10 protein-coding genes are annotated in these 15,506 nt (G+C 70.3%); 7 read left to right on the forward strand and 3 right to left on the reverse strand.

Features of this window, described 5'->3' with window-relative positions:
- The first annotated feature begins 104 nt into the window (after window positions 1-104).
- Window positions 105-3,140 (forward strand): excinuclease ABC subunit UvrA, encoded by a 3,036-nt coding sequence (uvrA, locus tag ACSHXN_RS30405; protein ID WP_355130896.1) that lies wholly within the window; start codon window positions 105-107, stop codon window positions 3,138-3,140.
- Window positions 3,141-3,249: 109 nt separating this feature from the next.
- Here uvrA and ACSHXN_RS30410 read toward each other — a convergent pair whose 3' ends face one another.
- Together ACSHXN_RS30410 and ACSHXN_RS30415 are read right to left on the reverse strand one after the other, a co-directional pair.
- A complete protein-coding gene (locus ACSHXN_RS30410) occupies window positions 3,250-4,161 on the reverse strand; it encodes a carbohydrate kinase family protein (protein ID WP_438304379.1) in 912 nt (303 codons plus the stop codon).
- A complete protein-coding gene (locus ACSHXN_RS30415) occupies window positions 4,158-5,210 on the reverse strand; it encodes a LacI family DNA-binding transcriptional regulator (RefSeq protein WP_355130892.1) in 1,053 nt (350 codons plus the stop codon). Before ACSHXN_RS30415 ends, ACSHXN_RS30410 begins: the two co-directional genes overlap by 4 nt.
- 192 nt (window positions 5,211-5,402) lie before the next feature.
- On the opposite strand from ACSHXN_RS30415, the gene ACSHXN_RS30420 reads away from it, so the two are divergent.
- Window positions 5,403-5,831 carry a Rieske (2Fe-2S) protein gene (locus ACSHXN_RS30420; protein ID WP_356108099.1) on the forward strand — a complete coding sequence of 143 codons (429 nt, stop codon included), beginning with the start codon at window positions 5,403-5,405 and terminating at the stop codon, window positions 5,829-5,831.
- A gap of 18 nt (window positions 5,832-5,849) precedes the next feature.
- Here ACSHXN_RS30420 and ACSHXN_RS30425 read toward each other — a convergent pair whose 3' ends face one another.
- Window positions 5,850-6,797 (reverse strand): hypothetical protein, encoded by a 948-nt coding sequence (locus tag ACSHXN_RS30425; protein WP_355130889.1) that lies wholly within the window; start codon window positions 6,795-6,797, stop codon window positions 5,850-5,852.
- A gap of 450 nt (window positions 6,798-7,247) precedes the next feature.
- On the opposite strand from ACSHXN_RS30425, the gene uvrC reads away from it, so the two are divergent.
- The 5 genes from uvrC to ACSHXN_RS30450 all read left to right on the forward strand — a co-directional run bounded on the left by uvrC (window position 7,248) and on the right by ACSHXN_RS30450 (window position 15,444).
- Entirely contained in the window at window positions 7,248-9,281 is a 2,034-nt protein-coding gene (gene uvrC / locus ACSHXN_RS30430) for an excinuclease ABC subunit UvrC (RefSeq protein WP_355130887.1), read from the forward strand.
- Window positions 9,278-10,291 carry an RNase adapter RapZ gene (rapZ, locus tag ACSHXN_RS30435; protein WP_355130885.1) on the forward strand — a complete coding sequence of 338 codons (1,014 nt, stop codon included), beginning with the start codon at window positions 9,278-9,280 and terminating at the stop codon, window positions 10,289-10,291. Before uvrC ends, rapZ begins: the two co-directional genes overlap by 4 nt.
- Entirely contained in the window at window positions 10,288-11,355 is a 1,068-nt protein-coding gene (locus tag ACSHXN_RS30440; protein ID WP_355130883.1) for a gluconeogenesis factor YvcK family protein, read from the forward strand. Before rapZ ends, ACSHXN_RS30440 begins: the two co-directional genes overlap by 4 nt.
- Complete coding sequence (gene whiA / locus ACSHXN_RS30445) at window positions 11,346-12,335, forward strand: DNA-binding protein WhiA (protein WP_438304383.1); 990 nt, start codon at window positions 11,346-11,348, stop codon at window positions 12,333-12,335. Before ACSHXN_RS30440 ends, whiA begins: the two co-directional genes overlap by 10 nt.
- 151 nt (window positions 12,336-12,486) lie before the next feature.
- The gene (locus ACSHXN_RS30450) at window positions 12,487-15,444 is read left to right on the forward strand and encodes a M14 family metallopeptidase (protein WP_356108093.1); all 2,958 of its coding nucleotides are present in this window, start codon (window positions 12,487-12,489) and stop codon (window positions 15,442-15,444) included.
- Window positions 15,445-15,506 lie beyond the last annotated feature (62 nt).

Here is a 15,506-nt window from a genome sequence, read left to right on the forward strand (position 1 = left end):
TTATGAACCGTGGAATCCGACCGGCGTTGTCAGTGGCTCCCCCTAGTCTGAAAAGGACGGGGGCCCCGCCCCTGTCGCTTCTCTCAAGAAAGGTGCGGACCGGCGTGGCCGACCGTCTCATCGTCCGTGGCGCGCGCGAGCACAACCTGAAGAATGTCTCGCTCGACCTGCCACGCGACTCGCTCATCGTCTTCACGGGCCTGTCGGGGTCGGGCAAGTCCTCGCTGGCCTTCGACACGATCTTCGCCGAGGGCCAGCGCCGTTACGTGGAGTCGCTGTCCTCGTACGCACGGCAGTTCCTCGGGCAGATGGACAAGCCGGACGTCGACTTCATCGAAGGACTTTCGCCGGCGGTCTCCATCGACCAGAAGTCGACCTCGCGCAACCCGCGCTCGACGGTCGGCACGATCACCGAGGTCTACGACTACCTGCGTCTGCTCTTCGCGCGCATCGGCAAGCCCCACTGCCCCGAGTGCGGCCGCCCGATCTCGCGCCAGTCGCCCCAGGCCGTCGTCGACAAGGTCCTGGCCCTGCCCGAGGGAAGCCGCTTCCAGGTGCTGTCGCCGCTCGTGCGGGAGCGCAAGGGGGAGTTCGTCGACCTCTTCGCCGACCTCCAGACCAAGGGCTACAGCCGCGCCCGTGTGGACGGCGAGACGATCCAGCTGTCCAGCCCGCCCACGCTGAAGAAGCAGGAGAAGCACACCATCGAGGTGGTCGTCGACCGCCTCACGGTGAAGGACTCCGCCAAGCGCCGGCTCACCGACTCGGTGGAGACCGCGCTCGGCCTCTCGGGCGGCATGGTCGTGCTCGACTTCGTCGACCTCCCCGAGGACGACCCCGAGCGCGAGCGCATGTACTCGGAGCACCTCTACTGCCCGTACGACGACCTCTCCTTCGAGGAGCTGGAACCCCGTTCCTTCTCCTTCAACTCGCCCTTCGGCGCCTGCCCCGAGTGCACCGGCATCGGCACCCGCATGGAGGTCGACCCCGAGCTGATCGTCCCGGACGAGGAGAAGACCCTCGACGAGGGCGCCATCCACCCCTGGTCGCACGGGCACACCAAGGACTACTTCGGCCGCCTCATCGGCGCGCTCGCGGACGCCCTGGGATTCCGGACGGACATCCCCTTCGCCGGCCTGCCGCAGCGCGCCAGGAAGGCCCTGCTCCACGGCCACAAGACGCAGATCGAGGTCCGCTACCGCAACCGGTACGGGCGCGAGCGGGTGTACACGACGCCGTTCGAAGGCGCCGTCCCGTTCGTGAAGCGCCGCCACAGCGAGGCCGAGAGCGACGCCAGCCGGGAGCGCTTCGAGGGCTATATGCGCGAGGTGCCGTGCCCGACCTGCCAGGGCACCCGCCTCAAGCCGGTCGTCCTCGCGGTCACGATCATGGACAGGTCGATCGCCGAGATCTCCGCGATGTCGATCAGCGACTGCGCGGACTTCCTGCGGGAGCTCAAGCTCGACGCCCGCGACAAGAAGATCGCCGAGCGGGTCCTGAAGGAGGTCAACGAGCGGCTGCGGTTCCTGGTCGACGTCGGCCTGGACTACCTCTCGCTGAACCGCGCGGCCGGCACGCTCTCCGGTGGCGAGGCCCAGCGCATCCGCCTGGCCACCCAGATCGGTTCCGGACTCGTCGGCGTCCTGTACGTGCTCGACGAGCCCTCCATCGGCCTGCACCAGCGCGACAACCACCGGCTGATCGAGACCCTGGTCCGGCTGCGCGACATGGGCAACACGCTCATCGTGGTCGAGCACGACGAGGACACCATCAAGGTCGCCGACTGGGTCGTCGACATCGGCCCGGGCGCGGGCGAGCACGGCGGCAAGGTCGTGCACAGCGGCTCCCTGAAGGAACTGCTCGTCAACGACGAGTCGCAGACCGGCCAGTACCTGTCGGGCAAGAAGTCCATCCCGTTGCCCGGCATCCGGCGCCCGCGCGACCCGTCCCGGCGGCTCACGGTGCACGGCGCCCGTGAGAACAACCTCCAGGACATCGACGTCTCCTTCCCGCTCGGCGTGTTCACGGCCGTCACGGGCGTGTCCGGCTCCGGAAAGTCGACGCTGGTCAACGACATCCTCTACACGCACCTGGCGCGCGAACTGAACGGCGCGCGCAACGTCCCCGGGCGTCACACGCGTGTGGACGGCGACGACCTCGTCGACAAGGTCGTGCACGTCGACCAGTCGCCCATCGGCCGCACCCCGCGGTCGAACCCGGCGACGTACACGGGCGTCTTCGACCACATCCGCAAGCTGTTCGCGGAGACGACCGAGGCGAAGGTGCGGGGCTACCTGCCCGGCCGCTTCTCCTTCAACGTCAAGGGCGGTCGCTGCGAGAACTGCGCCGGCGACGGCACGATCAAGATCGAGATGAACTTCCTCCCGGACGTCTACGTCCCGTGCGAGGTCTGCCACGGCGCCCGCTACAACCGGGAGACCCTGGAGGTCCACTACAAGGGCAAGTCCATCGCCGAGGTCCTGAACATGCCGATCGAGGAGGCCATGCACTTCTTCGAGGCGGTCCCGGCGATCTCCCGCCACCTCAGGACGCTGAACGACGTCGGCCTCGGTTACGTCCGCCTCGGCCAGTCGGCGACCACCCTGTCCGGTGGTGAGGCCCAGCGCGTCAAGCTCGCCAGCGAGTTGCAGAAGCGGTCCACCGGACGCACGGTCTATGTGCTGGACGAGCCGACCACCGGTCTGCACTTCGAGGACATCAGCAAGCTGCTCACGGTTCTCGGCGGCTTGGTCGACAAGGGCAACACGGTCATCGTCATCGAGCACAACCTCGACGTCATCAAGACCGCCGACTGGGTCGTCGACATGGGACCCGAAGGCGGCGCGGGCGGCGGCCTCGTGGTCGCCGAGGGCACGCCCGAGGAAGTCGCGGGGGTCTCGACCAGCCACACCGGCAAGTTCCTGCGCGAGGTCCTCGGTGCCGACCGCATCAGCGACGCGCCCACCGTGAAGGCACCGCGCAGAGCGGCCGCGAAGACGGTCGCCGCCGGCTCGACGGCGAAGAAGACGGCGACGGCCAAGGCCGTGAAGACCGTCAACAACACAGCGGCCAAGAAGGCGGCCGGTGCCACGAAGAAGGCGGCACCCGCGAAGAAGTCCACCCGGGCGCGCAAGGCCTGACACAGAGGCGCGCCCCGAACCACACGGTGCCCCGCGGGAACTCCCCACGGGGCACCGCTCGTCGGAGGAACGACCGCTCGGGCTCCCCGCGCGGACGGCTCAACGCGGGCTACGGGCCCACCAGTTCGGACGCGTACGGCGGTTCCGCACCGGCGCGGGAGCAGGTGACGGCCGCCGCGCGGGCGGCGAAGCCCAGCAGGTCCTGCCAGCCCTCGGCATCCAGGGCGGCCAGTGCCGTCGGGGAAAGGGCATCCCGGGCGGCGAGACCGTGCAGCAGCGCCGCGTTGACCGTGTCGCCGGCGCCGATCGTGTCCACGACGTCGACCCGCACACCCGGCACGGAGTGCTCCGCACCGTCACGGGTGAAGACCGTCAGCCCGTCGCCGCCGCGGGTGACCACAACGGCGGCGGGGCCGGAGGCCAGCCATTCGCGGGGGGTGCCGCCCAGCCACCCCGCGTCCTCGACGGACAGCTTCAGCAGCGACACCGACGGCAGCCAGCTCTTGAAGCGGGCCCGGTAGGCGTCGGGGTCGGCGATCAGTCCCGCCCGGATGTTCGGGTCCAGTGCCGTGAACACACCCTGTGCGGCGGCGCTGCGCATCAACTCCTCGTATGCGCCGGCCCCCGGTTCGAGGACCAGGGAGCAGGTGCCGAACGACACGGCCCGGGTGCCCCGGGGGAGGCGTGCCGGTGCCGTGAACAGCCGGTCGGCGGTGCCCTCGACGTAGAAGGAGTACGCGGCCGAGCCGTTCTCGTCGACCGTGGCGACCGCCAGGGTTGTCGGCTCGGTGCCGCGCTGCACGGCGGAGACGTCCACGCCGGCCCGGCGCAGTCCGTCGAGGAGCGCCTCACCGAAGGCGTCGTACGAGGTGCGCGAGCAGAACGCGGCGGGGGAGCCGAGCCGGCCGAGGGCGACCGCGGTGTTGTAGGGGCCGCCGCCCAGTGCAGGCTTCAGCGGCGCGAGCGCGCCCGTCCCCTGGGGGACCAGATCGATCAGGGCCTCACCGGCGACGACGATCACGAGTCGGTTTCCTTCCGGTAGGGGGCGTCGGGGCAGCCGCACGAGGTGCGGTGGACGAACACACCGGGCAGCCGCACGGTGCGCGAGGGACGGTCCGGGTCCGCCAGGCGTTCCAGCAGCAGCCGTACGGCCTCGGCACCGATCTCCCTGCTCGGCTGGGAGACCGCCGTGAGCCGGGGTGAGAACAGGTCCGCCCAGGCGATGTCGTCGAAGCAGCACAGCGCAAGGTCGTCCGGGACGGACACTCCACGCCCGCGCAGGGTGCGCAGTGCCCCGATGGTCATCGCGTTGTTGGCGGTGACGAGGGCCGTCGGGGGCGCCGCGAGCGAGAGCAGGTCGGTGGTGGCCCGCTCGGCGCCCTCGGCCGCGGAATCGCCAGAGGCGAGCAACCGCTCGTCGTAGGGCAGCCCAGCGGCCGCGAGACCCTGCCGGTAGCCGCTGATCCGCTCGGCCGTCGTGCTGAGCCCGGGACGTCCCGCGACAAGGCCGATGCGGCGGTGACCCAGCTCGGCGAGATGGGTGACCAGACGGGCCATGGGATCCACGTTCTCGCCGCAGACCTGGTCGAACGCCTGTGGCGCAGGTGTGCCGGCGGGGGCAGCGTCGACCAGCCGGTCGACGAACACGGTCGGCACCCCGTGCCGGGAGAGGAGGGCGAGCAGTCCGCCCGGGTCCGCCGAGGGGGCGACGATCACGCCGTCGACGCGCCGTTCGTGCAGCAACCGGACGGCGTTGCGCTCATGTACGGGATCGTCGTGCGGGTCGGCGACGAGCAGGCCGTAGCCGTGTTCGAGGGCACTGGCCTCGACGCCCTGGAGGATCTCCGTGAAGTACGGATTGCTGATCGCCGACACCGCGAGCCCGATGGACCGGGTGCGCGCCGTCACCAGGGAACGGGCAAGCGTGTTCGGCGTGTAACCCAACTCGTCGATGGCGTCGAGCACCGCCTGGCGGGTGTGGGGCCGTACCGGCCGGGTGTCGTTCAGCACGTGCGAGACGGTCGCGACGGACACACCCGCGCTCCGTGCCACATCGGCCATCGTTGCCATCGCGTCCCCCTCCTGGAGCCGTCCGGCCCGGAACGTATCTCATTCGACGGCTCGCGTAAACGCTTGCGCAAGCGTTTACGTCCTCACCTGGCACGGCCTGCTCCCGCCCCGCCCCGAGGCGGAACGACCGCCACCGGTATCGTCGAAACGGCCCGCGATCCGGCGGGCATCGGCCTGACCAGTGGAGACGCCATGTCCGCCCGTCCCGCAGCGACCCGTCGTACCGTCCTTCGCGGGGCTGCGCTCACCCCGGTCGCCGGGCTCGGGCTCGCGGCCTGCTCGTCGGGTGGTGGCGGCGGTGCCGCGCCGGCCACCCCGACCGCGCCGGTCCCGCTCGGATCCGAGAACGAGGTCCCGAAGGGCGGCGCGAAGCTTTACCGGGACGCGAACGTCGTCGTGAGCCGCGCCGCGGACGGCTCTTTGAAGGCCTACAGCACGATCTGCACACACGCCGGGTGCGCCATCAACAAACTGTCCGGGACGACGCTCGTCTGCCCGTGCCACGGCAGCCAGTTCGACGCCGTCTCCGGCAAGGTGGTGCAGGCCCCGGCCACCGAGCCGCTGAACGAGCTGCCGGTCGAGGTCAAGAACGGCAAGATCGTGGCGGGCCCGGCGGCCTGACGGCTCGGGAGGGACCCTTCACTCCCAGTCCCACTCGATCCCCACGATTCCCGACCGGACCCGCGGCTCCACCAGATGTACCGAGCGGTGGCGTCCGCTCAGCGGCAGCTCCTGACGTCCGCTGCGCGGCGCGGCGGGGGAGTGCTGGGCGAAGCGGTGGCAGCGCACCGGCAGCGCCTCGTGGTCGAAGCTGACCTGGAGCGCGTACTGCCCGCCCGCCAGCCTGAAGCCGCGAAGGTACTCGGCGCAGGGCCCGGCGGTGCCGTCCTCGAAGCCGTAGCGGAAGAGAAACGTGTCGCCGGTCCGCAGCCGGGTGTCGAAGAGCAGCTCGGCTGCCAGAAGGCCCGTGTCGTGGTGCCACCGCACGCGTCCTGTGCGGCAGTTCTCCTGCGCGTGCACCACGATCCGCTCCGGGGCGCAGCCCGGATCGCCGTGGTGAATGGCGACGTAGCGGTCCACTCCGTCCCTGTGGGCGCGCACGATGTGGTGAGACTCGCGGGCCAGCAGTTCCCGGCGGGACCCGATACGGACCCGCTCGTGGTGGCCGAGGGTGTGCAGTCCGCCGTCCAGGGGCGACTCCAGCTCGGCGAGGAGGCGTTCCAGGACGCCCGAGGCCTCCACCAGGGAGCGGTACGAACGGCCCGGCGGACGGTCGGGGCCGGGCCGCTCGTCGGTCGAGGTCAGCAGTCGGATCAGCGACTCGTCGGGCAGCTGGAGTATCTCCTCCAGGGCGCGCACGGCGCGCAGGGACTCGGGCCGCTGCGGCCGGCGCGCGCCTTGCTGCCAGTAGCTCAGACTCGTCACCCCGACTCTGACCCCGTACCGGGACAGATGGTGCTGTACGCGTTGCAGCGGCAGCCCGCGGGCGGTGATCGCGGCGCGCAGCGCGACATGGAAGGGTCCGCCACGCAGGACCGCCTCCAACTCCGCCGGGTCTGTGTCCGCATGCTGGGTGCCGTACCGCATACAGGGGGGCCTTTCTGTGAATGTTCACGACGGCTGGTCAGACCGTTCGCAGGGGGCGTTCCGGGCCGGTCGGGGCGTGCGGCGTCCGTTCACAAGCGGACCCCGCCGATCACGGCCCGGAGGTTCCACGCATTGAAGCGTGTTGACCAAGCCCCGACAACACCTGATGCCCACCGGACGGAAGAGTCTTCGCCTCCGTGGCCGGTTCGGCTGTGTTGCGCCGGCCCCTCCCGCGACCGCCCCCGCCCGCGCCGGTCTCCCCGTGGTCCGGCAGGCGCCCCGCACTCGCCGGATCCGGCCGAAACATCCGCCTCGTACCCGTTGGGCGCCCGCCTGCGGAAGGCGCTGTCCCGGACGGCCGGACCAGGCATCCCCGCGCCCTCGGCGCCCCTGCGGACCCCTGTCCACAGGCGCGCCGTCGTGTCGGCCCCCGCCAGTAGGGTGTGAGACATGGCCGACCCCTCCAGCTACCGCCCCCAGCCGGGAGAGATCCCGGACACACCCGGGGTCTACAGGTTCCGCGACGAGCACCGCCGGGTGATCTACGTCGGAAAGGCGAAGAGCCTGCGTCAGCGCCTGGCGAACTACTTCCAGGACCTGACGAACCTCCACCCGCGCACGCGCACCATGGTCACCACGGCCGCGTCCGTGGAGTGGACGGTGGTGTCCACGGAGGTCGAGGCGCTGCAGCTGGAGTACACCTGGATCAAGGAGTTCGACCCCAGGTTCAACGTCAAGTACCGCGACGACAAGAGCTACCCGTATCTCGCGGTGACGACGAACGAGGAGTTTCCGCGCGTTCAGGTGATGCGTGGCCAGAAGCGCAAGGGCGTGCGCTACTTCGGGCCGTACTCGCACGCGTGGGCGATCCGCGACACCGTGGATCTGCTGTTGCGCGTCTTCCCCGTGCGCACCTGCTCGGCCGGCGTCTTCAAGAACGCCGCCCGCACCGGGCGCCCCTGTCTGCTCGGCTACATCGGCAAGTGCTCCGCCCCCTGCGTCGGCCGGATCTCCCCCGAGGACCACCGCGAACTGGCCGAGGAGTTCTCCGACTTCATGGCCGGCCGCACCGGCACCTACCTGCGTCGTCTGGAGAAGCAGATGATGCAGGCGGCCGAGGACATGGAGTACGAGCGTGCCGCCCGGCTGCGCGACGACATCGAGGCCCTGAAGAAGGCGATGGAGAAGAACGCGGTCGTGCTCACCGACGCGACCGACGCCGATCTGATCGCGGTCGCCGAGGACGAGTTGGAGGCGGCCGTGCAGATCTTCCATGTGCGCGGCGGACGGGTGCGAGGCCAGCGCGGCTGGGTCACCGACAAGGTCGAGGACGTCACGACCGGTGCCCTCGTCGAGCACGCCCTCCAGCAGCTCTACGGCGAGGAGACGGGCGACTCCGTGCCCAAGGAGGTGCTGGTCCCGGCTCTGCCGGACCCCATAGAGCCGGTCCAGGACTGGCTCACCGGCCGCCGCGGGGCCAATGTGTCCCTGCGCATCCCGCAGCGCGGTGACAAGAAGGCACTGATGGAGACCGTGCAGCGCAACGCCCTGCAGGCGCTCGCCCTGCACAAGACCAAGCGCGCCTCCGACCTGACCACCCGCTCGCGTGCCCTGGAGGAGATCGCCGACGCCCTCGAGCTGGACAGCGCGCCGCTCAGGATCGAGTGCTACGACATCTCGCACCTTCAGGGCGAGGATGTGGTGGCCTCCATGGTGGTCTTCGAGGACGGACTGCAGCGCAAGGGCGAGTACCGCCGCTTCCAGATCAAGGGCTTCGAGGGCCAGGACGACGTCCGCTCCATGCACGAGGTGATCACCCGCCGCTTCAGGCGCTACCTCGCCGAGAAGGAGAAGACGGGGGAGTGGGCGGACGGGGACGTCCTGACCGAGGAGGACGGGCGGCCCAAAAGGTTCGCCTACCCGCCGCAGCTCGTCGTGGTCGACGGAGGTCAGCCGCAGGTCGCGGCGGCCAAGAGGGCGCTGGACGGGCTCGGTATCGACGACATCGCCGTGTGCGGCCTCGCCAAGCGTCTGGAGGAGGTCTGGGTGCCGGGCGAGGACGACCCGGTGGTCCTGCCGCGCAGCAGTGAGGGCCTCTACCTTCTCCAGCGCGTCCGCGACGAGGCCCACCGTTTCGCGATCACCTACCAGCGCACCAAGCGGGCCAAGCGGCTCAGGACGAGTCCCCTGGACGAGGTACCCGGGCTCGGTGAGACACGCAAACAGGCGTTGATCAAGCACTTCGGCTCGGTGAAGAGGCTTCGATCCGCGACAATCGACCAGATTCAGGAGGTCCCCGGCATCGGCCGCAAGACGGCCGAGACGATCGCCGTGGCCCTCGCCGAGGCGGCCCCGGCCGCACCCGCCGTGAACACGGCGACCGGAGAGATCATGGAAGAGGAGGAACCCGAGACGACGGCGGGTTCCTTCGGGGAGCCCGTGTCCGCGGGACCTCCCGATGAGCGACGGGGGCAGGAGACATGACCGAGCATGACCGGAGCGCAGAAGAACGCTCGACGCAGAACCGGGCCGCCCACGAGGACGCGGGTGAGGATCAGCCCCGCCCGGAGGCGGAACAGGAAAACGGAGCACAGGTGAGTGCGGGAATCGAAGCGGCCGGGGTGCCGGACACGGCCATCCCGGAGCTGGTGATCATTTCCGGTATGTCCGGTGCGGGCCGGTCGACGGCCGCGAAGTGTCTGGAGGACCTCGGCTGGTTCGTCGTCGACAACCTGCCGCCCGCACTGATCCCGACCATGGTGGAGCTGGGCGCCCGCTCCCAGGGCAACGTCGCCCGCATCGCGGTCGTCGTGGACGTCCGCGGCCGCCGTTTCTTCGACAACCTCCGCGAATCGCTGGCCGACCTGGAGTCGAAGAACGTCACACGGCGGATCGTGTTTCTGGAGTCCTCCGACGACGCCCTGGTGCGCCGATTCGAGTCCGTCCGCCGGCCGCACCCGCTCCAGGGCGACGGCCGCATCGTCGACGGCATCGCCGCCGAGCGCGAGCTGCTGCGCGAGCTGCGCGGAGACGCCGATCTGGTGATAGACACCTCGAGCCTCAACGTGCACGAACTGCGGGCCAAGATGGACGCCCAGTTCGCCGGTGAGGAGGAGCCCGAGCTGCGGGCCACCGTGATGTCCTTCGGCTTCAAGTACGGCCTCCCGGTGGATGCCGACCTGGTCGCGGACATGCGCTTCCTGCCCAACCCGCACTGGGTCCCGGAGCTGCGCCCGTACACCGGCCTGAACGAGGAGGTGGCCGCGTACGTGTTCAACCAGCCCGGCGCCAAGGAGTTCCTCGACCGCTACGCCGAGCTGCTCAGGCTGATCGCGGCCGGGTACCGCCGGGAGGGCAAGCGGTACGTGACCATCGCCATCGGCTGTACCGGCGGCAAGCACCGCTCCGTCGCCATGTCGGAGAAGCTCGCGGCCCGGCTGGCCGCAGAGGGAGTGGAGACCGTGGTCGTGCACCGGGACATGGGGCGCGAGTGAGCGGACGTACTCTGCGGCTGAGCAGGCTGCGCCGGGTGGTGTCCGAGGGACGGGGCGGCAGCCCCGCCGAGGCCCGCGGCGGCCGGGCGCGCCGCCGCGGCACCCAGCCCAAGGTCGTCGCCCTGGGCGGCGGCATGGGCCTGTCCGCCTCGCTCGCCGCGCTGCGCCGGATCACCGGCGACCTCACCGCAGTCGTCACCGTCGCGGACGACGGCGGCTCCAGCGGCCGACTGCGCGACGAGCTCGGCGTGCTCCCGCCCGGAGATCTGCGCAAGGCGCTCGCGGCGCTCTGCGGCGACGACGACTGGGGCCAGACCTGGGCACGGGTCATCCAGCACCGTTTCCAGTCCAAGGGCGATCTGCACGAGCACGCGGTCGGCAACCTGCTGATCGTGGCCCTGTGGGAGCAGCTCGGGGACCATGTCCAGGCTCTCGACCTGGTCGGCAGGCTGCTCGGTGCCCACGGCCGTGTCCTGCCCATGTCCGCCGTACCCCTGGAGCTCCAGGCGCTCGTCAAGGGACACGACCCGGTACACCCGGACGAGATCGGAACCGTACGCGGGCAGGCGAACGTCGCGCTGACCCCCGGAGAGGTGCAGTCCGTGCACCTCGTGCCGAACGACCCGCCCGCCGTGCCCGAGGCGGTCGCCGCGGTGCTGGACGCCGACTGGGTCGTGCTGGGCCCGGGTTCCTGGTTCTCCTCGGTGATCCCGCATCTGCTCGTCCCCGAGCTCCTGGACGCCCTCTCGGAGACCAAGGCGCGCCGGATACTCTCCTTGAACCTCGCTCCGCAGCCAGGAGAGACCGCGGGCTTCTCCCCGCAGCGTCATTTGGAGGTTTTGGGACGACACGCCCCTAAACTCGCCCTGGACGTGGTGCTGGCCGACCAGGCCGCCGTGCCCGACCGTGCCCTGCTGAACGAGGCCGCCAAGCGGTTCGGCGCCACGGTCGAGCTGGCACCGGTGGCCCGGACCGACGGAACCCCGCGGCACGACCCGGAGCTGTTGGCCGCCGCGTACGACCGTATTTTTCGGATGCATGGAAGGATCGGCCCATGGCGATGACGGCAGCGGTGAAGGATGAGATCTCCCGGCTTCCCGTCACCCGGACCTGCTGCAGAAAGGCGGAGGTCTCGGCGATCCTGCGGTTCGCGGGTGGACTGCACCTGGTCAGCGGCCGCATCGTGATCGAGGCGGAGCTGGACACGGCGATGGCCGCACGGCGTGTCAAACGGGACATCCTCGAGATCTTCGGTCATGCCTCCGAGCTGATCGTGATGGCGCCCGGTGGACTGCGCCGCGGCTCGCGCTATGTGGTCCGCGTGGTCGCGGGCGGTGACCAGCTGGCCCGCCAGACGGGGCTCGTCGACGGCAGGGGCCGCCCGATCCGCGGGCTGCCGCCGCAGGTGGTCTCGGGGGCCACCTGCGACGCCGAGGCGGCCTGGCGCGGCGCGTTCCTGGCGCACGGATCGCTGACGGAGCCCGGTCGTTCGTCCTCGCTCGAGGTGACCTGCCCCGGTCCCGAGGCCGCGCTCGCCCTGGTCGGCGCCGCCCGTCGCCTGTCGATCGCCGCCAAGGCGCGCGAGGTGCGGGGGGTGGACCGGTTGGTCGTACGGGACGGCGACGCCATCGGGGCGCTGCTCACCCGGCTCGGCGCGCACGAGTCCGTGCTGGCCTGGGAGGAACGGCGGATGCGCCGTGAGGTCCGCGCCACGGCCAACCGCCTGGCCAACTTCGACGACGCCAACCTGCGCCGTTCCGCCCGTGCGGCCGTCGCGGCCGGTGCGCGGGTCGCCCGTGCCCTGGAGATCCTCGCCGACGAGGTGCCCGAGCACCTCGCGGCGGCCGGCCGGCTGCGCATGGAGCACAAGCAGGCCTCCCTGGAGGAGCTGGGCGCCCTCGCCGACCCACCGCTCACCAAGGACGCGGTCGCGGGCCGTATCCGCCGGCTGCTGGCGATGGCCGACAAGCGGGCGTCGGACCTCGGGATCCCGGGCACGGAGTCCAACCTCTCGGACGAGATGGCGGACAATATGGCCGTGTGACCGGCGAGTTCGACACGCCGGTTCCCGACGCCCGCTGAGGGAGCGTCGGGAACCGGCGTTTGTCTGTCTTTGAAGCACTCTTGACTCGATCATGAACTGTCATGAGCCTGGCAACGTTCGCCGTTGTGGCGGACCACTGCTAGGGGGGTTCATGAGACACAGAGCGAGATCGATCCTCGCTGTCGGCGCGCTCCTGCTCGGCGGAGCGAGCCTCGCACCCATCGCCCAGGCGCAGACCGGAGGTTCCGCGCACACGTCCGACGCGGACGAGGTCAAGGTCTTCCGCGCCGACGTCACCCAGAAGCAGATACCCCTGCTGCTCGAGGCGGGACAGGACAGCCATGAACTCGGCGAGCAGGTGGCCGGGAACGGCAGGAGCACCGTCGAGGTCTACCTCACCGACCGGCAGGCCGACCGACTGGAGAAGCAGGGCGTCTCCCTCACCGAGCACACGTTTTCCGCCACGTCGGAGGCGCGCGTCGAGGGCGCGGCCCAGGGCGTCTTCCGGCCCTACAGCGGAAAGGGCGGCATCGCGGAGGAGATCGTCAGGACCGGTCAGGCCCATCCCGGTCTGACCAAGGTCGAATCCATCGGCAAGACGATCAACGGCCAGGACATCCTCGCCCTGAAGCTGACCAAGGACGCGAAGAAGTCGAAGGACGGCTCCAAGCCGTCGGTGCTGTACGTGTCCAACCAGCACGCGCGTGAGTGGATCACGCCGGAGGCGACCCGGCGGCTGATGCACTACTACCTGGACCACTACACCAAGGACAAGCGCATCAGGAAGATCGTCGACTCCACCGAGCTGTGGTTCGTCGTCTCGGCCAACCCGGACGGCTACGACTACACGTTCAAGGACTCCGACACCCGTCTGTGGCGCAAGAACCTGCGGGACGTCAACGGCGACGGTGTCATCTCCACGGGTGACGGCGTCGACCTCAACCGCAACTTCGCCTACAAGTGGGGCTACGACGACGAGGGTTCGTCCCCCAACCCCACCAGCGAGACCTATCGCGGAGCCACCCCCGGGTCGGAGCCGGAGACCAGCGCGCTCGACCGGTTCGAGAAGCGCATCGGGTTCACCTACGGGATCAACTACCACTCCGCCGCCGAACTGCTCCTGTACGGCGTCGGCTGGCAGGTCGCCACGCCGACCCCCGACGACGTGCTCTACAAGTCGCTCGCGGGCACCCCGGACAACCCGGCGATCCCCGGCTACCGCTCGCAGGTCTCCTCGGAGCTGTACACCACGAACGGCGAGGCGGACGGTCATGCGGCGAACGTGAACGGCATGGCGATGTTCACGCCCGAGATGTCGACCTGCCAGAGCGCCTCGAACAGCGATCCGAACGACGGTTGGAACGCTGCCGACTGCCAGTCGGTCTTCAACTTCCCCGACGACGAGAAGCTGATCCAGCAGGAGTTCGAGAAGAACATCCCCTTCGCGCTCTCCGTCGCCGAGACCGCCTCCCACCCCGACCAGCCGTCGTCCTCGGTCGGCATCGACGCTCCCGACTTCACCCCGGCCGCCTTCTCGACGTCGTACTCGCGCGGCGCGGACCAGGAGGTCTCGGTCGTGGCGCGCAAGTCCGTGCGCGACAAGGAGCTCAAGTACCGCGTCAACGGCGGCCGCACCAAGGACGCTTCGCTCAAGCCCTGGAAGGGCGGCCGGACGTACGGCGGCGAGGACAACCTCTACTTCGACGAGTACCGGGCCGAGGTGCGGGACGGCGACCCGGGCGACAAGGTCGAGGTGTGGTTCACCGGTAGGACGAGGGGCGGCAGGAACGCGTCCAGCCCGCACTTCACCTACACCGTGGCCCAGCGGCCCGTCGCGGACACCCTGGTGGTCGCCGAGGAAGGCGCCACCGCCACCCAGGCACAGACCTACGTCGACGCCCTGAGGGCGAACGGCCGCAGGGCGATCGTCTGGGACGTGGCCACCCAGGGCGCACCCGACGCGCTCGCCGTGCTGGACCACTTCAGGACCGTCGTCCACTACACGGGCGCGAGTGTCCCGGGCAACGCCACCCAGCTCCAGCTGCGCGCCTTCCTCAACGAGGGCGGCAAACTGATCGAGGCGGGCGAACAGGCCGGCGGGGCCGTCGACCTCGGCGGCGGCACCCTCTCGAACGACTTCAGCCAGTACTACCTGGGCGCCTACTCGCGTACGTCGACTCCGGGGGCCAACGGCTTCACCGGCTCGGGCAGGCTCGACGGCTTCTCCGGGCCGCTGGGCGCGGCGGCGGGCAACCCGCTGGACCGGGCGGGCACCTACGGTGTCACCTCGGACGAGCTTGCCGTCGGCACCTATCCCCAGTTCGCGAGCGCAGGTGCGGGCCGGTTCGCCGGCACGGTCAACCCGTACGGTCCGTACACGGGTTCGTACATGGCGGCCGCCGTCCACACCGACGACGGGTACAAGCGGCTCACCCGCACCCTCGACCTCACCAGGGCGAGCGCGGCCGACCGGCCGACGTTGCGCACCCGGCTGCTGTGGGACACCGAACCGGGCTACGACCACGCCGTCGTGGAGATCCACACCGTCGGGGCGGACGACTGGACGACCCTGCCGGAGGCCGGAGGCGCCACCCGCGACACGGTGCCGACGGAATGCGAGGCCGGGTTCCTCATGGCCGAGCACCCCTGGCTCAAGCACTACCTGACCCAGGCGGCCGCCGGCTGCACCGCGACCGGAACCACCGGTACGTGGCACAGCTTCACCGGCTCGTCGAGCGGTTGGCAGCAGGTGGACTTCGACCTGAGTGCGTACGCCGGGAAGTCGGTGGAGGTCTCGCTGAGCTACATCACCGACCCGGGCAGCGGCGGTCACGGCGTTCTCGCCGACGACGCCTCGCTCGTCGTCGGCGGCACGGCCACGGAGACCGAGGGCTTCGAAACGTCCCTGGGCGCCTGGAGCGTGGCCGGACCGCCCCCGGGCAGCCCGGCCGTCCTCAAGGACTGGGCCCGTACCGGGACGCTGTTCTCGACCTACGGAGCGGTCACCACGGACCGGACCGTGCTGCTGGGCTTCGGCCTCGAGCACGTCACCTCGGCGGCGGACCGGGCAGTGCTGATCAAGAAGTCACTGGCGGCACTCGCCGACTGACGGTCCGTAGTCAACGGCAGTTGGTCCCGTATCGCCGAAAAGCGTGACCGGGCCCTTGTCGC

It is taken from the genome of Streptomyces sp. HUAS TT11 (genome assembly GCF_051553595.1).
Taxonomy (GTDB): domain Bacteria; phylum Actinomycetota; class Actinomycetes; order Streptomycetales; family Streptomycetaceae; genus Streptomyces.

Excerpts from the sequence above, each read along its gene's own strand:
- ACSHXN_RS30415 (WP_355130892.1), bottom strand. The coding sequence starts at position 5,210 with ATGGCAACGATGGCCGATGTGGCACGGAGCGCGGGTGTGTCCGTCGCG.
- ACSHXN_RS30420 (WP_356108099.1), top strand. The coding sequence starts at position 5,403 with ATGTCCGCCCGTCCCGCAGCGACCCGTCGTACCGTCCTTCGCGGGGCT.
- ACSHXN_RS30425 (WP_355130889.1), bottom strand. The coding sequence starts at position 6,797 with ATGCGGTACGGCACCCAGCATGCGGACACAGACCCGGCGGAGTTGGAG.
- uvrC (WP_355130887.1), top strand. The coding sequence starts at position 7,248 with ATGGCCGACCCCTCCAGCTACCGCCCCCAGCCGGGAGAGATCCCGGAC.
- rapZ (WP_355130885.1), top strand. The coding sequence starts at position 9,278 with ATGACCGAGCATGACCGGAGCGCAGAAGAACGCTCGACGCAGAACCGG.
- whiA (WP_438304383.1), top strand. The coding sequence starts at position 11,346 with ATGGCGATGACGGCAGCGGTGAAGGATGAGATCTCCCGGCTTCCCGTC.
- ACSHXN_RS30450 (WP_356108093.1), top strand. The coding sequence starts at position 12,487 with ATGAGACACAGAGCGAGATCGATCCTCGCTGTCGGCGCGCTCCTGCTC.